This is a genomic window from Planctomycetaceae bacterium (assembly GCA_021371795.1).
Lineage (GTDB): Bacteria > Planctomycetota > Phycisphaerae > Sedimentisphaerales > UBA12454 > UBA12454.
On record JAJFVK010000007.1, the window covers coordinates 1 to 23580 of the forward strand.

14 protein-coding genes are annotated in these 23580 nt (G+C 43.5%); 13 read left to right on the plus strand and 1 reads right to left on the minus strand.

What is annotated here, in order from left to right; translation table 11 throughout:
* The first annotated feature begins 419 nt into the window (after positions 1-419).
* The 7 genes from LLF92_03525 to LLF92_03555 all read left to right on the plus strand — a co-directional run bounded on the left by LLF92_03525 (position 420) and on the right by LLF92_03555 (position 13456).
* Complete coding sequence (locus tag LLF92_03525; protein ID MCE5340181.1) at positions 420-1991, plus strand: hypothetical protein; 1572 nt, start codon at positions 420-422, stop codon at positions 1989-1991.
* Between the two features lie 77 nt (positions 1992-2068).
* The gene (locus LLF92_03530; GenBank protein ID MCE5340182.1) at positions 2069-2740 is read left to right on the plus strand and encodes a hypothetical protein; all 672 of its coding nucleotides are present in this window, start codon (positions 2069-2071) and stop codon (positions 2738-2740) included.
* 340 nt (positions 2741-3080) lie between these two features.
* On the plus strand, positions 3081-4661 hold the full coding sequence (locus LLF92_03535; protein MCE5340183.1) for a polysaccharide biosynthesis/export family protein: 1581 nt from the start codon (positions 3081-3083) through the stop codon (positions 4659-4661).
* A gap of 25 nt (positions 4662-4686) precedes the next feature.
* Complete coding sequence (locus LLF92_03540) at positions 4687-5649, plus strand: exosortase/archaeosortase family protein (protein MCE5340184.1); 963 nt, start codon at positions 4687-4689, stop codon at positions 5647-5649.
* A complete protein-coding gene (locus LLF92_03545; GenBank protein ID MCE5340185.1) occupies positions 5649-6410 on the plus strand; it encodes an EpsI family protein in 762 nt (253 codons plus the stop codon). The genes LLF92_03540 and LLF92_03545 overlap by 1 nt, the downstream gene beginning before the upstream one ends.
* Before the next feature lie 31 nt (positions 6411-6441).
* Positions 6442-11145, plus strand: a complete 4704-nt coding sequence (locus tag LLF92_03550; GenBank protein ID MCE5340186.1) for a tetratricopeptide repeat protein — start codon at positions 6442-6444, stop codon at positions 11143-11145.
* 61 nt (positions 11146-11206) lie between these two features.
* Complete coding sequence (locus LLF92_03555; protein ID MCE5340187.1) at positions 11207-13456, plus strand: polysaccharide biosynthesis tyrosine autokinase; 2250 nt, start codon at positions 11207-11209, stop codon at positions 13454-13456.
* 122 nt (positions 13457-13578) lie between these two features.
* Here the strand turns inward: LLF92_03555 and LLF92_03560 are convergent, their stop codons facing one another.
* Entirely contained in the window at positions 13579-14547 is a 969-nt protein-coding gene (locus LLF92_03560) for a hypothetical protein (GenBank protein MCE5340188.1), read from the minus strand.
* A 184-nt stretch (positions 14548-14731) separates the two neighbouring features.
* On the opposite strand from LLF92_03560, the gene LLF92_03565 reads away from it, so the two are divergent.
* The 6 genes from LLF92_03565 (at position 14732) to LLF92_03590 (ending at position 23547) form a co-directional block, all read left to right on the plus strand.
* Entirely contained in the window at positions 14732-16759 is a 2028-nt protein-coding gene (locus tag LLF92_03565; protein ID MCE5340189.1) for a hypothetical protein, read from the plus strand.
* An 80-nt stretch (positions 16760-16839) separates the two neighbouring features.
* A complete protein-coding gene (locus tag LLF92_03570) occupies positions 16840-17745 on the plus strand; it encodes a protease modulator HflC (protein MCE5340190.1) in 906 nt (301 codons plus the stop codon).
* A gap of 2 nt (positions 17746-17747) precedes the next feature.
* Positions 17748-19019: a protease modulator HflK gene (locus LLF92_03575; protein ID MCE5340191.1), complete on the plus strand. Its 1272-nt coding sequence runs from the start codon at positions 17748-17750 to the stop codon at positions 19017-19019.
* 9 nt (positions 19020-19028) lie between these two features.
* Positions 19029-20975 carry a cation-translocating P-type ATPase gene (locus LLF92_03580; protein MCE5340192.1) on the plus strand — a complete coding sequence of 649 codons (1947 nt, stop codon included), beginning with the start codon at positions 19029-19031 and terminating at the stop codon, positions 20973-20975.
* Between the two features lie 24 nt (positions 20976-20999).
* Positions 21000-22181 carry an ABC transporter ATP-binding protein gene (locus LLF92_03585; protein ID MCE5340193.1) on the plus strand — a complete coding sequence of 394 codons (1182 nt, stop codon included), beginning with the start codon at positions 21000-21002 and terminating at the stop codon, positions 22179-22181.
* The gene (locus LLF92_03590) at positions 22174-23547 is read left to right on the plus strand and encodes a hypothetical protein (GenBank protein MCE5340194.1); all 1374 of its coding nucleotides are present in this window, start codon (positions 22174-22176) and stop codon (positions 23545-23547) included. The genes LLF92_03585 and LLF92_03590 overlap by 8 nt, the downstream gene beginning before the upstream one ends.
* The last annotated feature ends 33 nt before the right edge of the window (positions 23548-23580 follow it).

Below are 23580 nucleotides of genomic sequence, written 5' to 3' on the forward strand. Positions count from 1 at the left end.
TCAGTACCAGCAAATTGGAGGTTGTGAACCGCAAAATCGGCCTGCTGCAACGTAACGCCTGCGGTTATCGGGACGATGAATATCTTAAATTACGAATCTTTCACCTGCACCGTTCCAACTACTCATTAACCGGATGAACCAAATTTTAAAGATTTTGGAATTTTTGGATTTTTGCTAAGGATTTTGATGTGTTTTTTGGTGTTTTGTCGAATACTTGCGCGTATTGCTTAGTGTTTTTGATGAAAAACGGGAAAATGACAAAAAACGATAATCTGATATTTGGCAGACAGTTAGGGAAAATTTTGACTGAAACATGCGCATTCTTATTTTTAGCAAAAACGACTGTAAGTCTTTATTTTATGTTTGGTTTTATAACTATAACTTGACACTTTTTACGCAGTCCTTATAGTTACGTTACTATGAAAAACTTGAACATTTTTTTAGTCGCTGGTTTGATTCTTTTCCCGGCAGTTCTTCAGGCCGGTGAAATTATTTCATCAAATGATAATTTTGAAATCTATTCGATAAACTTCGAGCCGATACAGCAGGGCAAGAACGTTGTATTTGTAGATGTAAAAAACAAATCTGACAAAACTCAAAATTTTGCCATTCACATTTATACACGTTCGCCGGATTACGGAAAAGATGGAATGGGATGGGGGATGGGTTTCGTCAGAGTTATTGAGCCGAATGATACGCAGCATCTGCGATTCATTTATAAGATTCAGGGACCTGCCAATGACAATACCTTACTGGATATAAAATTTATCAATCCTGAATCGCTTGCTTATAATGAGTCGGAAAAGCCTTTCTACGAAAAGCATTATACAGGCGGCGAGTTGAAATGTGTTTTGGAGACTAATAGAAGACTGCAACCTGCCGAAGAGAAAGTTAAAGAACTTTCGGCAACGCTTAAAGTGATTCAAACTTTCATTCGAAACAAAGAGTATCGAGAGGCATGGCAGTTTTTTTCAGAAGATTACAAAAATGCGGAATTCCAGGCATTAGGGGCGGCGGAATTAAAAAAGCGAATGGAGCCGAACGAGCCGCTCGATTCTGCGTTTTCATGGGAGAAAGATGATTTTTTAAGATTGATGCCGATGGGTGCTTTCTATAAGAATGAGAACACATTGGTATTAACTGTCGCCAACGGCAGGCAGACATGGAAAATCGATTTTATTTATGATGGCGTTACATATAAAATTGACTGGATAGCAGGGTATGAGCCGAGAGTTTTGATGTGGCAGGATTGGGAAAAGCGATTGTTGCCGGATATGCAGAAACGCAGCACGGCACATTTCGATTTTTATTATTCTAAATATTCAACTGCACGAAATGACATAGATGAAATTTGTGCGCAGAGAGAAAAAGGGTTTCAGGAAATATGTCAATTTTTAGGAAAAAACTCCGACGCTCAAATTACATTTATATTTTTTGAAGATGAAAAAACAAAAGTTCAGGAAACCGGCCATCAGGGCAAGGGATGGGCGTATGGCAGCACCATAGTAGAAGTTTATAACAGACAGACAAAGCTCGACCCTTATCACGAAATCGCACATGTATTAATGCAGGCCTACGGGAATCCGCCGGCGTTGTTTGGTGAAGGTTTTGCCGTTTATATATCCGAACATCTCGGCGCCAACGCGTTGGAATATTTAGGCGGCGAAAAGCTTACCGTGCATCAGCGTACCAATGATTTGAAAAACAAAGGCCAATGGATTCCGTTGTCGCAGCTTATTACTTATACGGAGATTGGTTCAACAGAAAGCAAACCGGAAATTGCTTATCCGCTGGCCGGGTCTTTTGTGAAATTTTTAATAGATACTTACGGCAAAGATAAATTTCTTCAGGCTTACAGGCAGCTTAAAAATTCTGATAAAACTGATGTGCAGAAGCAGAATATAAAGAGTATTGAACAAATCTGCGGCGAATCTTTGGAACAGTTGGAACAGGAATGGGAAAAGAGTCTTGGACAGCGGACAGGCCAATAGGTTCTTAATTTTGTTGCAATGTAGCCAAAAGTTTAGTATTTTTCAGGCAAAATAACTATTCTACAGGAATCTTAAAAATGAAAAAATTAAATTCAGCTTTATTAATCATAATACCGTTTTTAGTTTTAGCAGGTTGTGAACAGCAGCAGAAAAAAACTGCTTCTCAAAAAATTCTAACGAAACCTGACATTAAGCTTTCTGTTGTCGCGCAATATGTGCGAAATGATTCGAGCAAATACATTACGCAGCAGAAATATGAAATTTATTCGGACCCGCAGTCGATTCTTATCAGTTCAGTCGAGCCTTACGGCAATGTTGTCTGGTCTGTGCAGAACGGCATATACACAGAACCGAAAAACAAAAAATTTTATGACAGTGAACTTTTCAGCTTTATGACAAACAAGGATATTACGCAGGGCGTGATGGAATTGTACCTGGCTGGGCTGGAAAAAGTGCGAATTCAGGATGTCGGCCAGACCCTTGATTTCAACGGTCAGGTTTATGAATGCGTCGCAAAAAATGAGCAAAATGTAAAACTTTTTAAAAATAAAAAGACGGGAAAACTCGATTTAGTCACCTCCGGCCAGGATTCCAAAGGCCAATTTTTCATAATATACGGCTACAACTACGAAAAAATGGGAAAAAACAACGAAAAGTCTGATTTTTACGCAACAAAGGTCGATATTTACCTTTATAAGGCCGCTTATGACAAAAAACTGCTTGCCCAGTTAAATTGTTCTTTAAATTAATGTTAAGTCTGGTAAAATAGGCACTTTCTGTTGATGAAGAGAATTTTACCGAACAATTAGTACTAAGGATAAGTATTAGAGGCATATTTGCGTCCCCAACCGTTCGTTGGTGTATTTCATTCAGGGAAGAGAATATTTAAAAATTTTACGCGAAGATAATTTCGGTTTGGCAATATCTTTTTTATAGTTTAGTGCCGATAATAACCGATATTATAAATTAGTAGCTTTAATTTCAAACTTGAAGCCTGTCTATACGTAGATGGCGTTAAGTCGACGGCTTTTTTGGCCGAAAAGTTACTGTTAGCAGTTTCTCTGAATACTATAAATATATGGAATAACAATGAGAAAGATAAACGCAAGCCGATTAGTAATCGCTACTGTTGTAGTGGTGTGTCTTTTAACTGGATGCAGCAAAGACCATCTTGACCCTTCACAGATTGGACGCTTCAGGCCGATTCCGGCAGTCAATCTGATTCTCGATTCGCTGGGTGTTGCTGAAGAGTCAGCGTCAGCTTACGAAGGCGCTGAAGAGCCCAAGCCGTCAGATGTGGTTCCCTACGAAAGAGATTATACATTTGGCGCAGGCGATACCATCAGGATTCAGATTTTTGAATTGCTGCAGGAAAATTACGCTTACGTTGACAATTTTATAGTTAATGAAAGCGGAAATATTTCAATACCTGAAATCGGCCAGATTCAGGCGGCCGGAATGACAGAAAGCCAGCTCGAAGATGAAATCAGGAACGCGCTTTCGCCTGGCATTTTAAAGAATCCTTCAGTAACGGTTTTACTTGAACAATCTGAAAACAGAGTATTCTCAATTCTCGGCGATGGTATATCAAATCCTAACAGATATCTTATTCCGCGAAATGATTTTCGTCTGCTCGATGCGCTTGCGGTCGCGGGCTCTGCACAGCAGTTTAACGTAAGTTATGTTTATGTTACTCGTAAAATTGCACCCCAGGAGCAGCTTGGCAATATACCTGCTTCTGACCAGCAGGCAAATACGCAAAGTATTAATGAAAACGAATCGTTCCAACAGGACATCAATGACCAGCAGATGCTGGAAGTTATAGAGCCGTCTGTAATGCCGGGGCAGCTTGTTGTGTCTCACGCGGAAATGGCAACAGAAGAAGAACTTGAGAAACTTGCCGCTCCTGAAGAAATAGCACAGGACGATAAAGCTAATCAATTACCGGTAAGCAATGAAATGCCGCGAACAGAACAGGGCGGCAGCGATATCGAATGGACTTTCAAAGATGGCAGATGGGTGCCGGTAAACAACGGTAAAGAAGAAGCGGTTCAACCTCTGGCCCAGTCACAGCAGAAACCTTTGGAACAGACAACTGCTCCAATGCCTCCAACCGGCGAACAAGCACTGCCGGATAAGTACGCAATGGGCGATTTGAGCGCGGTTACATTCCAGAATCGCGTTATAAAGATTCCAAAAGACAAACTTTTCGGCGGCGACCCGCGATATAATATTATCATCAGGCCCGGCGATACGATTACAGTTCAGCTTGACGTTGTCGGCGAATACTATATTCTTGGAAACGTAAACAATCAGGGTATCGTAAATCTTACCGGCAGGCCGATGACTCTTAAAATGGCAATCGCGGCAGCAGGCGGACTTGGACCGCTCGCATGGCCGAAAAAATGTGAAGTCATCCGCAGAGTCGGTGAAAAGAAAGAAGAAATCGTTATGGTTGACCTTGAGAAGATTGCCAATGGTACACAGCCCGATTTCTTTATCAAACCAAACGATGTGATTAATGTGGGTACACATGGCGTTTCGCGGTATTTGGCCGTTCTTAGAAACGCTTTCAGAGCCACTTATGGTTTTGGTTTCATTTACGACCGAAACTTTGGCGACAGACATATGGGACTTGATGCTCCCCTTAGTCCGTTCTTCGGTTATTAATACCATTTATGGATGAGATTTTTCTATGCAGGATGTTGGGAAAAACGATATAGAAACTAAAAGTTTATCGGAACAAGAATTCAACTGGTTGTCACTCTCTATTCACACTTATATCAAAGCGGCTATCATTGCGGTTGCGGTATATTTTTTGTTTAAGACGCAAATTTATTCAATTGTGCAGCGGTGGATAAATGACAGCAGTTGGTCGCACGGTTTTATCATCCCCTTGTTCAGTCTTTATTTTATCAATCAAAAGAAAAAAGAAATATTAACCACAGAATTCAGGCCGAATTATCTCGGCCTTGTGTGTTTGGTAATGTGTCTTGCGGCATATCCGATGTTCCTGTTTGTTTACAGGTTCGGTTATTTTATGAATCTTATGATAGTGCCGACTATCGGTGCGATAGTTTTATTTCTCGGCGGTTGGAAATTGGTCAAATATACGTGGCTTCCAATTACGTATCTGTTTTTCGCGATTCCTCTGCCGGCAAAACTTTATAACGATATTACAATTCCATTGCGTTCTCACGATGCACAAATTGCGGCAGCGCTTTTGAATATGGTTAAAGGGCTCGAAGCGAATGCCAGTGGTGTTGTTATTGATATTGTTTACAATGGCGTCAAGCTTGAGCCTGGACTGGATGTTGCCGAGGCGTGCAGCGGAATGAGGCTGCTGATGGCGTTTGTCGCTCTTGGCGTCGCGATGGCTTATCTGCATTACAGGCCGGCATGGCAAAGGTTTATCTTGCTTGCCAGTACAGTACCAATCGCAATCCTGTGCAATATTGTTCGAGTAGTTGTTACGGCATTTATTTATGTTCTGTGGGACCCGATTTATGCGCAGGGCATTTATCATGACGCTCTTGGTATTTTAATGCTTCCGCTTGCGTTTGGTTTGTATGGTTTTTTGGCGTGGTTTATGTCAAATGTTTTTGTTGAAGAAACCGTACAAAAGGAAGTCGTTATTCGCAGAAAGGATTCGCAGTAATGAACTCGATTATAAAACAATATCTGCAAGTTCCTTTTGTTTTGTGTGTTGTTTTGCTTTTAGCGGTTGCCGTTTTTATTACAGGTTTTAAAAAGCATCACGGGCTTACAATTATAAAAAAACCTTTGCCGCTGAAGACGTCTTTCGACGAACTGGACGAAAATCTTCTTGCGCCGTATAAGGTTTTAAATAAATCAAAAATTGAGAATCAGGACGTGCTTGAATCGTTAGGCACGGAAGATTATCTGCAATGGGTGTTTGATGATACATCTGTTGATGAAATGAGTCCTGTGAGAAATTGTTCGGTATTCATAACATATTATACAGGCAATCCCGACCAGGTGCCGCACGTGCCGGAGGCTTGTTATACCGGCGGAGGCAATCAGGTCGAGAGCAGTTCAAGTGTAAATCTTGAAGTCGGCGATGTGAATGTGCCGGAAATTCCAAAACAAGTTCCAGCAACTGCTCTGGTGTTTACACGAAAGTCTTCAGAAATATGGCAGGCGTCATCAGAATTTTCGGTTATTTATTTCTTCAAAGTCAACGGAGAATATAAAGGCGGCAGAGATGGCGTAAGATGGGCGCTTGGCAATCTGACGAGCGAGTATTCATATTTTTCAAAAGTTGAATTGAAATTTTTTAACGTTAGAGGGTTGAATCCTGACCAGAAGCAGTCGATAGAAGCTGCCGGCAGGGTTTTGAAAGTATTGTTACCGGTTTTGGAAAAGAATCACTGGCCTGACTGGAAGAAGGCAAATTAACGGACATTTATAGCAGATAAGGATTTTAGAAATGGCAAAAAGATTAAACAAAAAAATTGCAATTATAGGTTCGCTTTTTTTCATAATAGTTGTTTTGGGCGCAATATATGTCGTTTTAAGACTGAACCGAAATCCGGAGCAATATTTGAAAGACGCCCGTGCCGAATTGAAGAAGGCCGAGCCTGACTACAAGGCTGCTGAAAAGGCTTATGGGTATGCGTTTGCTTATGCCAAAAAGGATACAAAGAAGAAAGTCGATATCCTTTTTGAACTTGTTGATATGTATATGAAAACAAATGACTGGCGTAAGGCGTCCGGCTGCTGGAATCAGGTTATAAACTTTGATACGAAAAATGCAAAAGCTCGTCATGCATTGCTTGATTACAGTTATCAGGTGGCTATGACCGGCGCCTGGAATGCATGGAAAGATATCGAAAACAACGCTTCAGAAATGATTGATAAGGGGCTTGATACTTCGCCGAGAATGTATCGTATAAAAGGCCAGGCTATGCTGGAACTTGTACGACACGGCCAAATGACTGACAATGAAAAAAGCATAAATGAAGCGATCGATATTCTGCAAAAAGTATGTCAGGAAGAGCCGAATAATATTGAAACTTATCAGTATGTAGCCGATGCGATGGTGCAGAAAGGCGGAATCCTTGCATCTAAAGGTGTGCTGAATGCGGTCGAAAACGCGCACGCAGAAGCCGGCAAAATACTCACAAAATGTATTGAGCTGAATCCGAACGACCCCAGGGCGTATATCAATCTTTACGGTAGTCAGCTTGCAGACACTAAAAACGATAAGGATAAAATCAAAAAGATAGAATCTGACCTTATAAAACTTACACAGAAATTTCCGGACAGTCCTCAAGCCTTTTTTGCGCTCGCACAGGTGTATGTACGGAATCCCAAGGAAGCAGACAAGGCAATAGCCGCTGTTGAAAAAGCATGTGAACTGGATAAGCAAAACGTGGCCTATGCGGTTACATCCGCTACGCTTTATTATAGAAAATATCTGGTTGACAAAAATCCGGAATATTACCAAAAAGCAGTCGATCTTGCGACGCAGGCACTGACATATCCCGACAGTCTGGATATTCCCGGCCCTAAGCAAAGAACGAGTATGATAAACAGATATTCGCTTCATTCTTTCCTGGCGAATTGCTATCTCGACCAGGCGATGGTTGTCAGCGAAGCACAGAAAGCTGATAATCTGACGCTTGCTGAAAAAGAGGTTCACGAATTAAATCAGATTCTCGGCACAGCAGAAAATCCGTATGCTATAATGTGGCAGGGTAGACTTCTTCTTGCCAAAGGGCAGAAAAACGAAGGAGTTAAACTGCTGTACGACGCATTCCAGAAGCTTACCACCGGCGAGCAGGCACAGCAGGGCAACGACCCGCAAGTCGGCGTTTTATCTTATGAACTTGCCAGAGCGTTTGAGGGCGGCACTGAAACAGGTGCGGTCGGGTTGTTTTATTTAAACGCGTATAAAAACAGAATGTATGAAAATAAGCCGCAAATGCTTCTTGATTTTGCATCTTCGCTTATGCGGATACGCGACTGGAAGAACGCAACAGAATTGATTGACAGTTATGATCAGTATTTCGGCGAAAATGACGCAAGCCGTCAGCTTCGCATCAGCGCGTATATCGGCGGAAATATGTATGAGCAGGCCGAAGAAAAACTTGCCGGTCTTTCAGAAGACGACCCGAATGTTCTGCGATTGAAGAACCTGTATTTGAGCGGCGTAATCAACAAGACAATGTGGGATATCACACAGAGCCAGCCCGCACAGGGGCAGACATCGGCTCCGCAGGACACTCAAGCTTTGCAGTTGAAGGCCAAATTGGACCAAACTAAAAAAGAGAGCGTCAGGATTATGGATAAACTTGCCGCGACAGGCGCAAAAGTGCTCTCTGAAGCAGAGTTCGCGGAAATGTGCAAAAGATATATCAACGACCAGGAGTACAAAAAAGCGGCTGGTTTAGTTGATAACTACGCGATATCGCACCCCAACAGCATAAATGCCGGTCTTTACAAACTTGTACTGGCTGAACCTGCTCCGGGCAATATTACGCCGGAACGAAGCAATGAGATTATGCTGCGGGCGATTGAAAACTTAAAAACACCGATAGACCGCGAACTTCTTCTGTCCGGCTATTATCAGGCAAAAGGTGAGATGATGGAAGCCGTATCGCATAATCGTAAAGTTCTGGATATTGCTCCCGATAACGGTCAGGCACTGTTGAACATGTTGAATATTTCTCTTGGCCAGCAGGATTTCAAGGAAGCCGAGAACATTGTTGATTCAGCGGTTAAGTACAATATAGATTTGTGTGACGGCGAATTTTTCAAGGCAAAAATTGCTTACGTGAAAAAAGATTATCAGGCTGCAATCGAAAGAACCAATTCGTGTCTTGAGAAAAGGCCGATTTTTTCCGAAGCGTATCTTCTTCGCAGTCAGGCATATTCCGCAAGCGGCAAGGAAGATGATGCTATAAAGGATGCGAAAAAGGCCTATGAGCTTAATCCTTTCGATGCCGTTATTCCAAGAAATCTGGCTTATATTCTTTATAACCGTAATCAAAAGCTGGGAAGTGCGGCAAGCGTTGAACAGATTACTGAAACACGCAGTGCTCTTGAAACTGCTATACGCGCCAATCCAAGAGATGTGGATTTGCAGAACTTCTATGCTAAATATATAAGTTCGTCAGAGCCTGAAAGGGCAATCGCGGTTTCGCAGCAGATATTGAAAATGCAGCCGACAGTCAGCAATGCGATTTGGCTTGCTTCTTTGGCAATGGATGTTGCAAATAGTAACACCAGTGCCGCAAAATCCGGCAGCGCATATTACGACATTGCGATTAGCGCTTATAAAACGGCTTATGCGATGGAACCGAATGATTTGCGTGTGCTCGGCGGGTATTCTGAATGCCTGCAACGTGTCGGCAAAGCTGACGATGCTGAAAAACTGCTGGCCGGACACGACGACCTGCTCTGGCGTTTCTATGCACGAGTTGGAAGACTTGATGATGCCGAGAAATTGCTAAGCAAGTTATACGATGCTAATCCCAAAGACGCCAATAACACCAAAGGTATGTTATTTATCGCAAGGGCTAAAAGTGATCAGGCGAATATTTTGAAGTATTCCAACGAGCTTGTGAAATTAGATAAATCCCTTGATAATCAGATTGTGCAAATTGAATCCTTGCTGGAAATGGGATTATCCGATGAAGCCCAGAAAAAGCTCAATAGTCTTACAGAGCAATATCCTGATGATGCGAGACTGGCGTTTTTAAATGCCTGGCTGGCCGCAAAACAGGGCAAAATGGCTGAATCTTTGAAATTGGCGAACAGAAACCTTGAGCTTGACCCCGCAAATCCGCGTGTATGGCGTCTTCGCGGGCAAATCAATAATGCGATGAACAACTTCGTTGAAGCGATCAGCGATTTCCAAAAGAGCAAGGCTTTGGCAGATAACGCCGAAGTGCGAATTGACCTTGCGCGTGCTTACGCACGAACAAATTCAGTCGAGCAGGCAATTTCTGAACTTACGATTGCTGCAGATGATCAGAGCTCTTTGGTTGCCAGAAATATGCTTGAAGAATTGTATTATGCTACCGGCAATACCGAACGCATCAACAAATTCTACACTGAGACCATTGCGAAATATCCCAACGGCGTTTATTGGTACAATCACGCAGGTAATTTTGCATTAAGACTAAAGGAATATGACAAAGCGTTAAAGTTCTTTGACGCAGCGTTCCAAAATAGTTTGAAAATTAAGGCAGACTTGCCTGATGCCGAGTCGTTTGATGGAAAGATGAGAGCGTTGCTTTTGACTAAGAAATATGAACAGCTTCAGGCCGAAGCCACGAAATATCTGGAAACGCCTTTGGCTCCGATTGCGTTTGAAAGAATGGCTGAAGCGAAAGCTAATGCCGGCGACAAAGATGGCGCATTGCAATATTTCAAAAGAGCGCTTGAAAAAGCCGGTACAGATGAAACGTATATTATTGGAATACTCGGTTTGATGAATAATGTCATCGGTTATGATGAAACTATAAAATGGTGCAGTGAGAGAATTCAAACCCAGCCGAATTTGCTTGCCGTTAATTTGGCAATGTTCAATCTTTATAATATTAAGGAACAGTACAATAAAGCTCTTGAACATATTAATAAGTGCATTGAAATCGCCAAAGACGATGAACAGAAGAGTTATGCGTTCGCAGCCAACAAAACAAAGCTGCTGATGACAATGTACGCGAAAATGTCCGATAAGAAATATTTGAATATGGCGATTGAAGAGTATGAAAGTGTACTTAAGAAACAGCCGACAAATATAGAGGTTATGAATAACCTCGCTTATATTCTGGCTGATAATGATGTAAGCGTTGGCAAAGCTCTTGAATACGCCCAAAAAGCTTATCAGGCCGCGCCTAATAATGGCAGCATTTTGGATACGTATGCTTATGTGCTCTTTAAAAACGGAAAAACAAAAGAAGCAGACGAATTCATAAACCGGTCTATACAGCAGTATGAGCAGGGTAAAATGAATGCTCCTTTAGAGGTGTATGAGCACGTTGGAATGATTAAGGAAAAACTTGAGCAAAAAGATAAAGCACTGGAAGCTTACAAGCGTGCGATGGAATTGGCCGGCGACAGCAATTTGCCGGATGTGAAAAGCAGAATAAATGCTTCGATTGAAAGATTAAATTCTAAATGACAGGAATATTTTAATATTTATGAACGTCCAGTTATAGGACTTTTTTAATGGCAGGCAAAAAATGAACGACAATAAAAAACCAGTATTTTCAGGAGGACAAGGTATGGCAGGACGCCAAAACCCACGTATGGCGTCTACACAGCAAAATGCCATGGCTTTAACTCCGAAGGAGATATTGGATATCTTCCGCCGGCATATTTTGCTTATAGTCATATTAACTATTTTCGGAACGGTCGCCGGCGGCGGATTGTGGTTCGTGATGGCGAGGTTTGCGCCTAAATTTACCGCAAAGACTTATATTGAAGTCTTGTCGCCCGGCAAATCAGACCCGACCGTTATAGGTGGTTCACCTCTTGCGGGCAAAGATATCGCCTATGAATTCAGGTTTTCAAAAGCTTCGCTGATAAAACAGCAGAGTATGCTTCAGGATCTTATCCGCAGAGACAAGATACGAGAAACCAAATGGTTCCAGAGTTTCAATGACGATGTTATCAAGACGATGGATAATCTTGACAAAAATCTCGTTGCGACAGCAGACAGAAACAGTAATTACATTTTGCTAAGTATGACTTGCGGTGACGCCGAAGAATCTGCGTTTATTGTCAACCAGATGGTTGATCTGTTCATCAGATCGCAGCAGGCTACTGCTGAAGAAGATGTCGGTGCAAAGTTAAACGAACTTAAAACACAGGAAACTGAACTTCGCAACAAACTTGCAAGCCTTAATAATACGCTTACAGACATTCGGCGTTCATCGGGAATTACACAACTTGAATCGACCGGCGATGATAGCAGTTTCCGTCATACAGTTACTCAAAAACTGGCCAGCCTTGAAGTAGATAAATCGAAACTTGAAGCAGATATCGAGGAAATTCGTACAAGTGTTACTAATTACGAAGACAGAAATACTAAGAGCGAGATCGTTCAGCGTACAACTGAAACAGATTCGGTCGTTTTGTCACTTATTGAAAAAATCACTGCTTATGAAGCAGAACTTGCCCGCAAGCTGACGAATCTTGGCGAAAACCACAGAGAAATACAGCAATTAAGGGAAGTATTACGGCAGACTATTGCTGAAAAAGATGCCAGAATTAACTCCAAAGCGCAGCAAATTCGCGATTCAGACGTAACAACAGTCAGGGATCAGTTTGCAGTACTTACGAATCGCCTTGCCAAGCTTGAAGAATTAAGGGCGCAAACAGAAAACCAGCAAAGAGACCTTGATACAACCAGAGCTCTTTATGACCAGCAGGTTTCTGACAGAGAGGAAACAAAGATTAAATTATTTGACACACAGGAGCAGATAAGCAAATACAATCTTATAAAGCAGGATGCTGAAACAGCGAAGGTAAGATCGATGGGGCTTGCTCCGGCTCCTTTGAAGAAGAGTTCGCCGATTATTTATATTTATGTACCGGCAGGCACGTTCCTTGGGTTTATGCTGGCAATCGGCCTTGCGTTTCTGATTGAATTTATGAACGACCTGCTCCGTACGCCAAGAGATGTAATGAAATATGCAGATGTTTCACTGCTTGGAATGGTTACACATAAGAATTTCGACGCTGTTACTCGAAGAGCGGATATGTGGAAAGTTGTAAGACAGCAGCCGTTCTCTATGATGAGCGAATGTTACAGGCAGTTCAAGGCAAATCTTAAAGTGGTTGCCAATGCAGAGAGCCAAAAGGTGATTTTGGTTACAAGCGGCAACGCCGGCGAAGGCAGAACTACTGTCGTGGCTAATTTAGCCGCCACTTTCGCAGCCGAAGACGGCAAAGTGCTTGTAATTGATGCCAATTTCCGCAGGCCGTGCATTGATAAGATATTTGGCAGTTCAGGCGAAAGTCTGGAACTGAACGAAAAAGGCTTAAGCGATTATCTTTTGGGTCAGTGTGATATTCAGGCAGCTATCAGACATACCGATATGGCTGATACCGATGTTATATACAGCGGCGCTCTGCCGGCCAATCCGGCTGAACTGCTTGGCGGTCAGCGTATGCGTGAGTTGCTCGACTACACGAAGAAAAACTATGACCGTATTATTATCGATGGTCCTCCGATGCTTGTCAGTGATGCCAAGGCATTGGCTGCAAAAGCTGACGGTACAGTGCTTGTGTTCAATACCGCGATTACAAGACGCGGCACCGCACAGCGTATCGTTCGCGAGCTTAGAGAAGTCAATATGAATATTTTCGGCGCAATTCTTATCGGCGTAAGAGTTCTAAAGGGCGGTTATTATCACGAACTGCATGAATCTTACAATGACTATCAGTCGAAAGCAAAGCCTGTGGCTCCTCAGCCGACAGTTAATTAATTTACAGTAAAATGTACAAATTTTATGGGCGATAAGTTTAAAACTTGTCGCCCATTTTTTTATAATTTGATGATTTTATTTTTGCTGACTGTTAATCGGCATAATCATTTCTGATTTAATTTTTAACCTATCTGGCGTCGCTGGAACATTGCTACCGCAATGCTGAGGAACGCCGTCGAGTAGATAGCTCCATATATCCCGCAGGACAGAATATAGTTGAATGTTATTTTCACGCCTTCTTCGTATATGGCGTCACTAATCCAGAATACCTGCAAGCTCGGCACGATTATTTTGCCGACTTTTGCCCAAAGATGCGAATCCGCAAGCCTGCCGAAAGTGTAATCACTGATGATGCCCAGCAGGAACAGCCCGATACAGCAGCTCAAGGTTACAAGTACATTGAACCTTGTGGAGAACATAATTGCCGCGGCGGTAATAATAAACAGGGCAATCAGCAGCAGAACCGATGCGTAAACATCTAAAAGGTTGAAACCGTTTTGGGCGGGATAAAATTTCCATTCCTTATTGATGAAGAACAGGAAAGTAACGGAAATCAGAGCGAAAATTGCCAATAAAATCACAGCGGTAGAGGTGAATTTTATGTCATAAGAATAGTTTAGGAAAGCAGTTATAAGCACGGCAAGGCCGAGGGAGCCTGCGCAGCACATAATTACTGTAAAATCGTGGGTGTCGGAAGCTGTTGTCATAACGCCGTGACGGATCGCCATCAAAAGGGCGATTGTGAGGATAAAGTGAGCGATGAAAACCGCGCCTAAAACCCCGAAAAATTTGCCTAAAATGAACAAAAAGCGAGGAATCGGCTTGGAAAGAGTGGTTATTATTGTCTTGGTGTCGAATTCTTCGGTAATTGCGGTAGAAGCGGAAAAAATCGATATGAACAATCCGGCAATAAATAACGTAGATAGCCCTATCTCGCGTAAGAGCTTGTTGTCATCGTCTAACGAGTACATCGTTAGCGATGGGCTCATAACGAATAGAAACACAGCGGTTGCGATTATGACCGCATAAACCGGCTGTCGAATGATTTCTACGAAGGTATTTTTGGCGATTGAGTAAAGTTTATAAAACATAAAAATTTTCCATTAACAGTTTACGAATATGAAGTTATCCGTTATATTAACTTCTTTTAGACTTGTAGTAAAGAAACTTTATTGTATACTCTGGGCAACGGGAAATAGTTCAGTGAAATATTCGCCTGTTTTGTCGTATGCCCAGGATGGTAATTATTTGTTTATGGATGAATAAGGGGTTTTAATGCAGACAGAAGAAAAGAAGGCAGCAGTTGTTTGTCTGATTGCGCTTGTTTTAAGTATCATTTTCTTTCCGGCTTGTTTTATCTTAAGTCAGGTAACAGGCGCATTCGCATTGTTTGCCTTAAGTTGGCAAATCCTTGCCGCCGGTATAATTTGGGCTGTTTTGACAGTTCAATTCTATCAGCGTGCTTTTGCGGAGCGGGAAAAATTTGAAATTGCGCAGCTTGCGCAAACAAGCCAAAGTGATACGATTTTTGAAGCGCAGCAGAGGCAATCGGAGTATTTCGCGGTAGCGCAGAATCGCCTGCGGATTTTTGAAAAATGGTTTCTTCCGTTTTTCTCCGTTTTAATTGCCGCCTATCAGATTACACTTGGCGCGATTCTGATAAGAAGGACGATTAACGGTCAAACCGGCCAAGAGATGAGATTTTTGCTTTTGGGCGCTGTTTTAGCGGCTGCGATGGCATTTTTCAGTTTTCTATTTTCGTTATATGCAGTCGGGCTTTCCTCGCAGGAAAAATGGAAGCCTATAAGGTCCGGAGCAGGGGCATTTTTATCAATTGCCGTACTTTCATTCCTTATTGCCATTGCCATGGCTTTGTATCAATTTAAAATTCAAATCGTTCTTACAGTTCTTAATTGGGTTGTGCCGTCGGTATTGCTTCTGATTGGCTGTGAAACAATTTTGAATTTCATATTTGATTTGTACAGACCAAGAATCAAAGGCCAGCACAGCAGTGCCGCGTTTGACAGCAGGCTGCTTGCGGTTCTTGCCGCTCCTCACAATATTTTAAGAACGGCCGCCAGTTTTCTGGACTATCAGTTTGGCTTTAAGGTTTCACAGACCTGGTTCTATAAAATAGTTGCGCAGGCGATAGTACCATTGGTTATCGTATCAGCGGTTATTCTTTATCTGTTGAGTTGCGTTGTGATTATTGACCCGGGTTCACAGGCGATAATTGAAAAATTTGGTTCGCCTTTTGATTCACAGGGTAAAATCAGACTTGCCGATTCAGGCATTTCATTAAAGCTTCCCTGGCCTTTTGGAATTGCACGAGTTTTCCCAACGAAAGAAATGCAGGAAATATATGTAGGCTATGTTCCACTGGATGACCACACAAAAACACCTTTGCTTTGGGATAAAGAGCATTACAAAGAGGAATACAATCTGCTGGTTGCTACAGAGAGCATAACCTCGCAGGAAAAAGGAGCGGTTCCGGTAAGTATTATCAGGGCGGCAATACCGGTTCAGTATAAAGTAACAGACCTTTATAAGTATATTTATAACCACGTTGACAGCAAAGAAATTCTCAAAGACATCTGCTATCGTGAGCTTGTAAATTTTGCTGCCGGTGCCCGCGTTGAACCTGAATCTGAAAGCGGCGAAGAAAGTCTGCTCGGTGCAGGCAGAGCAAAGGCGGCTGTGATAGTTATGAAGATTATTCAGCAAAGAGCTGATGAGCTTGGTTTAGGCGTTGAAATAGTATTTATGGGATTTGAGGGATTTCACCCTCCGCCAACAGTTGCGCAGGATTTCCAGGCTGTTATCGGCGCTGTTCAGAAAAAACAGGCCGCAATACTTTATGCCATTACAGACAGGGACAAAATTTTTACCGGCAATACCGGTTCTGTAAAACAGGCTGAAGAACTGCACAGTCTTGCGAGCAAATATTTGAAGGCAACTCAAAGCGGCGACAAAGCTGAATCTGACAAAGTCAAATTGCAGTTGGACGAGGCTTTTTCCGGTGCCAGCGGTGAACTTTTCGCAAAATTACGAACTGCAAAGAGCTATGCTTTTGAAAAATCTATTTTGGCAAAAGCCACTGGCGAAAGATTCAGTCAGCAGTTGAAAGCGTATCGTGCTTCGAAGGATATTTATACGCACGAATTGAAAATGAGTATGCTCGAAGAAACGCTGGATAAAATCAGGAAATTTGTCATAGTTTCCGACAGTGATACGGAAGTTACGATTGTCGATTTGCAGGAAAAACTTGTGCCGAGCCTGTATGAGGCCGAACCCGGTAAATAAGACGGCTTGGCCGAAGGCCAATCCATAATTTTGATTTTTGATATTTAATTTTTGATTTAATTTATAAGGGTAATACGAAGATGAAAAATGTTTCAATTTTGGTTCTTGTAGTACTGATTGTCGGCGTAATGGCGCTTTATTTTGTTTCGTTCCAGGTGCGTCAGACGGAAACGGCATTGGTTTTAACCTTTGGCAAGCCGACGCGCGATATCAATGCTCCCGGCTGGAACTGGAAATGGCCTGCTCCGATACAGACGCTTGTTAAGTACGATTCAAGGCAGATGCTTTTTGAAGGCGTCGAGGAAGAGACGGTAACAAAGGGCGGAGAACCGATTATTGTTCAGACTTATATTGTATGGCAAATCACAGAGCCGAGGAAATTTCGTGAAGCCGTACGCGATGTTCCTGGCGCCGAGAAACTGCTCAAGAGCAGACTCCGTGATGTGCAGAACAAAATCGTCGGCAAACATTATTTCAGCGAATTCGTAAACACCGACCGCAAGCAGATTAAATTCAGTGAAATTGAAGGCGAAATGTTGGAACAGCTTGCCGAGCCGGTTAAAACAGCTTACGGCATTAATATTAATACTGTCGGAATCAAAATGCTCAAGGTTAGCGAAAAGGTTACAGAAGATGTTTTCGCAAGAATGAAAGCCGACAGGAATCGCAAGACCGAAGCGACAAAAGCACAGGGCAGTGCCGAAGCCATGAGAATCAAAAGCGATGCCGATTCGAAGATTACAGAGCTGATGGCAGCGACCGAAGCAAGGGCAAAGGCAATCCGCGGCGAAGGCGATGCTGAAGCGGCGCAGTATTATAAGATGCTTGAAGCAGACCCCGAGTTTGCGATGTTCCTTCGTGAAATCGAGACTTTGAAGAAAACTATGAAAGACAGAACAACGATTGTTCTGCCGGCCGATGCCGAGCCTTTCAAGCTGCTTAAAGAAATGCCGAAAATTGAACCTAAACAAAGCGGGACGAAATAAATATGAGCCACGACCATAATCATAATCACGACCACGAAAGTTGCTGCCACCACCATCACGGGCACGATATCGAGGTTGAAGAACTTGCCGTAAACGAGCTTGACGCCGGCAGCAAGAGCCTGGCCAACGCTTTGCATATAAGTTTTACGGTACTGAAATTTATAATGATTGTTCTGATAATTGTGTTTCTGTGTTCAGGAATCTTCACGGTAGCGCCGGACGAACGCGCTATGGTATTAAGGTTCGGGAAAATCACCGGCGACACGACAGAAAAGAGGATTCTCGGCCCCGGTCTTCACTGGGCGGTTCCATATCCGGTTGATGAAATTGTAAAACTGCCTGCCAGGAATACGGTTCTTCGGATGTCAATCGATTCGTTCTGGTACAATGAAACCGATCAATATGGCGGGCAAACGCTGAATCCTATAACAGACGGCTACTGCATAACACGCAATGATACCATCGCCGACTTAAGAGGCGGCGACAGCGACTACAATATCGTTCATTCGAAATGGCAGCTTGTGTACAGGGTTTCAGATTGTGAACTGTTTTTCAAAAATGTTATGCTGAATACGCCGGATGCCGGTCAGGACCTTATCGATGTAATACCAAAAAGCGTTGAGCCGTTTTTGAGGTCGCTCGCTGACGAAGCCATTGTTGTAACGATGGTGAATTTCAGCATCGATGAAGCGATTAAAAGCGATATGCAGATAAGCAAAGAAGCTGAAAAACTGCTGCAGAAAAAATTAGACGATTTGGAATGTGGAATCGAAGTGGATGCGATGCAGCTTACGCAGTGTCTCTGGCCAAGGCAGGTCAATGATGCGTTTGTCGCGTCCATCAAGGCAAGCAACGAGATGGACAAAATGGTCAGCGAAGCCAAAGGCTATTCTGAAAGCAAAATCAATGAAGCCGGCGGCGAAGATTTGATTAATGCTGTGCTTTCCAAAGATATGACCGATGAGCAGAAAGAAGTAACATGGCTCAAGGCATCTGGCACCACGCAGCAGACAATCGCCGAAGCACGTGCGTATAGAACGAAAGTTGTCGAATCCGCAAAGGCAAACGCCGATTACCTGCAAAAACTTCTGCCTGAATATCAAAAAAGACCAAAGCTTGTGATCCAGAGAATTTATCAGGACGCTATAGAAGAAGTTTTGAGCAACGCACAGGAAAAAATCATTGCGCAACCTGACAGCGCGGCAAAGAATCGTGAATTCAGAGTGCTGATTAATCGTGACCCGACAATTAAGCAAACAAAAGATAAAAAGTAAAAGGCAAAAATGGCACATAACGCATTAAATCTGACGGAATACGAAGTTGATGCAGGCAAGACGCATCGCAAACAAGTGAAAGTAAGTCTGGCGCTTATGGGAACGCTGCTTGGTGGAACTCTGCTCGTGAACAGTATGATTAGTCCGCTGTTCTACAAGAGTATGCAGATACGTGATATGCTGGCGATGGTTGCGGCTTTGCTGCTTGCCACGCCTGTTATCATTCATTCTCTAAAAAGCGTTCTTCGAAATGAAATGCACATGGATGAGCTGGTAACGCTGGCTATCATCGCGGCGTTTTCGACTGGCGATTATGTCGCTGCAAGCGTTGTCGCGTTCTTCCTGCTGTTGAGCGAACTTGTCGAAACACGAACGGCTCTTGGTGCAAGGGCGGCAATCGAATTGCTGATTAAGCTCACGCCGACAAAGGCTTCCATTGTTGACGCAGGCGGAAGCGAAAAGGAAATCAACGCCAGCCTTCTGAAATGCAATGATGTTATCAGGGTAAGACCCGGCGATAACATTGCCGCTGACGGCGAAATCACAAAAGGCTTAAGCTCACTGAACGAAGCGACAATTACAGGCGAAGCTTTGCCGGTCGATAAAGTGCCTGGTATGCAGGTTTTCGCAGGTACGACAAACTTAACCGGCGTACTCGATATTAAAGTTACAAGAGCAGGCAAAGATACGACGCTCGGCAAAGTTCAGGATTTGATTTTGCAGGCCGAGCACACGAAAATTCCGATTATGCGAATCATCGACAGATATGTCCGCTGGTACATACCGACGATATTGATGATTTCCGCGATAATATGGTTCTTTACACGCGACATAAATCGTGCGATTGGCGCGCTTGTCGTTTCGTGTCCGTGCGCATTGATACTTGCTACACCGACAGCGATGGTTGCGGCTCTTTCGGCATCTGCACGACTTGGTATCCTTATTAAGAAAGTCGCAGACTTGGAACTTGCCGGCAGAATCACATCGATAGTTTTCGATAAAACCGGAACGCTGACTACCGGCCAGCTTTACGTAACAAAACTTACACCCGCGCAGGGTGTTGAGCCTGCGGAGCTTTTGAATTTTGCCGCCGCTGCCGAGCAGATGAGTAAACATCCGGCCGCAAGGGCGCTGCAAGTGGTCGCCAAAGAAGCGAATTTAAAATTACCTGCTCACGAGGATTTCGCTGAAACGCCGGGCAAAGGCGTTAAAGCCAGCGTTCAGGGCGCAAAGGTAATTGTCGGACGCGATACGTTTTTGAATGAAAATGGAATTGACACCGCAGGCGTACCGGACCCGGCACTGCACGAAGATCAGGGCTTCAGCACGTTATACGTCGCCAGAGACAATAAATGTATCGGCTGGATTGGCATGCAGGATAAGACAAGACCGGAAGCTCGTCATTCAGTTGACCAGCTTCGCGAAGCCGGTATTAAACGGCTGATTATGCTCACCGGCGACAGAGAAGAAGTCGCAAGGCGAGTTGCCGCCGAACTGGGCTGCACGGAAGTAAAGGCTAAATGTCTGCCGCAGGACAAGCTTGCGATAGTTGAAAAAATGAAAAAAGCGAATCACGTCGTCGCGGTTGTCGGCGATGGTGTCAACGACGCACCGGCTCTTGCAAGCGGTGACCTCGGTATCGCGATGGGGGCGGCCGGAAGCGATGTTGCGATTAATTCAGCGTCGATAGCGCTCATGAGCAACGACCTTAGGCGACTGCCGTTCCTTGTCAAACTGTCGAGGAAGACACGGACGATTATTAATCAAAATCTGTTGTTCGGAATTCTGTTTATTATTCTTGGTGTGTCGGCTTCGGCTGTCGGCTGGCTGCCGCTGATTTACGCGGCTCTGCTGCACTTCGCCGGTTCGCTGGTTGTAGTATTCAACAGCGCAAGATTAGTGCGATACGGCGAAGAGCTTGACCCGCACGTCGTGCCGGAACAGGTAAATGTATAATTGATTTTTCTGTGAGATGGTATTTTGGCTGAAACAAACGAGCACAATGTAATAGAAGTGATTTCGCTGACGAAAATCTTTGCCGATTGGTGGGGAAGAAGCAGAGTCATCGCGGTCAATGATGTTAATTTAACGGTTAAGAATAACCAGGTATTTGGTCTGCTCGGCCCGAACGGTTCGGGAAAAACGACGATGATTAAAATGCTGCTCGGCCTTTTGCATCCGACAAAGGGCAGGACGTTTGTGCTCGGCGGCGACAGCAAAGACCCGCGTATAAACTCGCAAATCGGATTTCTGCCTGAAGAGTCGTATTTGTACCCGTATTTGAACGCAAGAGAAACGCTGGATTTTTACGGCAGACTTTTCGGTTTGAACAGCAGAGTTCGCAAAGCCAGAATCGAAGTACTTTTGGAGATGGTCGGTCTTTCAGGAATGGCAAGCAGGCCGGTCGGTACATTTTCCAAAGGTATGGCAAGAAGAATCGGTCTTGCGCAGGCTCTTATCAACGACCCGAAATTATTAATTCTCGATGAGCCTACCAGCGGTCTTGACCCCATCGGTACAAGACAAATCAAAGACCTTATCATTGAACTTGCACGCCGCGGCAAAACTATTCTTTTGAGCAGTCATTTGCTCGCCGATGCCGAAGAAGTTTGCGACAGGGTTGCGATACTTTACGGCGGTATTGTTCAGAAGGAAGGCAGTATTGAAGAGCTGCTTGAAGAAAAAGACAAAACGCAGATTACTACAAGCGTGCTGACAGACAGAACGATTGAGCAAATCAGGATAATGGTGGAAAAAGAAGGCGGAGAAATTGAAATCAAACCGCCGATGCAGAAACTTGAATCGTATTTTATTAATATTGTAAGTCAGGCGCAAAAGGCGAAGAAGTACACAAGTGGTGCCGTCAATCGTCTGGAGATGTCCGATGCTCAAAGAGCCGCGGCGATGTCTGATGTTTTGGATAAACTTGTTGCGGCGAAAGTTGAGTCGCAGAAATTAGAGAAAGTTGAATCACCTGTGGTCGTGGAGGGCGAAAAAACTACCGACCTTAATGTTATTAATCAGCTTGCCCAGGGGCCTTCGGTGCAAATGCCGGAACGTCTTGAGTCTGCAAAGAATTCTGAAAATGTTAATGTTCAGGACGAGATTAAGAAAAATATTCTTGATGAGCTGACAAAACGCCAGGAGAACGACAATGAGTAGAGTCTGGGCTGTTGCCAAAAACAGCTTTGTCTCTGCAATGAGAATGAAAGCGGCGATTGTGTTTATGCTGCTGCTGATTGTCTTGTTGCCGATTATGAGTCTTACGACTACCGGGGATGGTACGCTCAAGGGACGAGTTCAGAGCTTCATCAGTTATGGATTGGGACTGACCAGTCTGTTGCTTTCGATTTTAACCATCGTTGTATCGTGCTATGTGTTAAGTTCGGACATTAAGCACAAACAGATTTACAGCGTTGTTACAAAGCCTATAAGGCGTTACCAGATTGTGCTCGGCAAAGTGCTGGGCGTTGTTGTGCTTGATTTGCTTTTGCTCTCGGTGTTTTCGACGGTCATATACGCTTTGTCATTGCAGATGCCGCGGTTCGTGAAAACCACACCTGAAGAGGTTGCAGAACTTAATAACGAATTTTTCACAGCCAGAGCTTCGCTGAAGGCTACTATCGATAACACGATGATTGCCGCTCGTGCGCAGCAGGCGTTTGATGAACTCAAAAACACAAGACAACTGGATGAGACCAAAAATCCGCAGACAATTATGAAAGAGCTGAAAGACGCCATAAGATACAGTATGTTTTCAGCAGAGCCGGGCGGAATGGTGATTTGGGAATTTCATAATGTAAAACCGTTTGATGCCAATGAGACATTATTCATACGTTTGAAGTTTAACGCTTCGCAGGCAACGCCGGACAATCTGCTTTACGGCGTCTGGTACATAGGCGATTACCGCCAGGTGCAATATGCGCAGGAACAGGCTAAAACGCCGATATACGCTGTTCCACGCAAAGATGTTACGAAAACTGTTCGTGAGTTTCAGGTTCCGGCAGATGCCGTTGCAGCAGATGGTTATCTTGCGGTGGTTTTTTATAATGAGCCGGTGAATAACTCCACTATAATCTTTTCTGAAGATGAAGGGCTGGAAGTGCTTTACAAGGCTGGCAGTTTTACGGATAATTATCTGCGGGCGGTGCTTGTAATTTTTTCAAGATTGGTTTTCTTCGCAGTGCTTGGCGTTTCGTTGACGACATGGCTTGGTTTCCCTGTGGCGATACTTTTCTGCTTTGTGGTTTTCTTTACAGGTGTGATTAATGGATTTGTAACAAATTCATTTGATTATATCGCCGAGTCTTTACAGATTTTGTATAGATTTACGCTCAAGCCTTTAATCTGGCTGCTGCCCAAATTTGATGAAAACTACAATATTAATAAATATATAATTGATGCCAAACTCATCAACACTGGATTTTTGGCAATGGCTTTGGTGGGGCTGGCGATTAAGGCTGTTATTTTATTAGTTGCCGGCTTTATAATCTTTGCAAAACGTGAACTTGCAAGAGTAATTGTATAATGAATATAACTGAAACTAAAAACTTAAAATTGA

Excerpts from the sequence above, each read along its gene's own strand:
- LLF92_03525 (MCE5340181.1), top strand. The coding sequence starts at position 420 with ATGAAAAACTTGAACATTTTTTTAGTCGCTGGTTTGATTCTTTTCCCG.
- LLF92_03530 (MCE5340182.1), top strand. The coding sequence starts at position 2,069 with ATGAAAAAATTAAATTCAGCTTTATTAATCATAATACCGTTTTTAGTT.
- LLF92_03535 (MCE5340183.1), top strand. The coding sequence starts at position 3,081 with ATGAGAAAGATAAACGCAAGCCGATTAGTAATCGCTACTGTTGTAGTG.
- LLF92_03540 (MCE5340184.1), top strand. The coding sequence starts at position 4,687 with ATGCAGGATGTTGGGAAAAACGATATAGAAACTAAAAGTTTATCGGAA.
- LLF92_03545 (MCE5340185.1), top strand. The coding sequence starts at position 5,649 with ATGAACTCGATTATAAAACAATATCTGCAAGTTCCTTTTGTTTTGTGT.
- LLF92_03550 (MCE5340186.1), top strand. The coding sequence starts at position 6,442 with ATGGCAAAAAGATTAAACAAAAAAATTGCAATTATAGGTTCGCTTTTT.
- LLF92_03555 (MCE5340187.1), top strand. The coding sequence starts at position 11,207 with ATGAACGACAATAAAAAACCAGTATTTTCAGGAGGACAAGGTATGGCA.
- LLF92_03560 (MCE5340188.1), bottom strand. The coding sequence starts at position 14,547 with ATGTTTTATAAACTTTACTCAATCGCCAAAAATACCTTCGTAGAAATC.
- LLF92_03565 (MCE5340189.1), top strand. The coding sequence starts at position 14,732 with ATGCAGACAGAAGAAAAGAAGGCAGCAGTTGTTTGTCTGATTGCGCTT.
- LLF92_03570 (MCE5340190.1), top strand. The coding sequence starts at position 16,840 with ATGAAAAATGTTTCAATTTTGGTTCTTGTAGTACTGATTGTCGGCGTA.
- LLF92_03575 (MCE5340191.1), top strand. The coding sequence starts at position 17,748 with ATGAGCCACGACCATAATCATAATCACGACCACGAAAGTTGCTGCCAC.
- LLF92_03580 (MCE5340192.1), top strand. The coding sequence starts at position 19,029 with ATGGCACATAACGCATTAAATCTGACGGAATACGAAGTTGATGCAGGC.
- LLF92_03590 (MCE5340194.1), top strand. The coding sequence starts at position 22,174 with ATGAGTAGAGTCTGGGCTGTTGCCAAAAACAGCTTTGTCTCTGCAATG.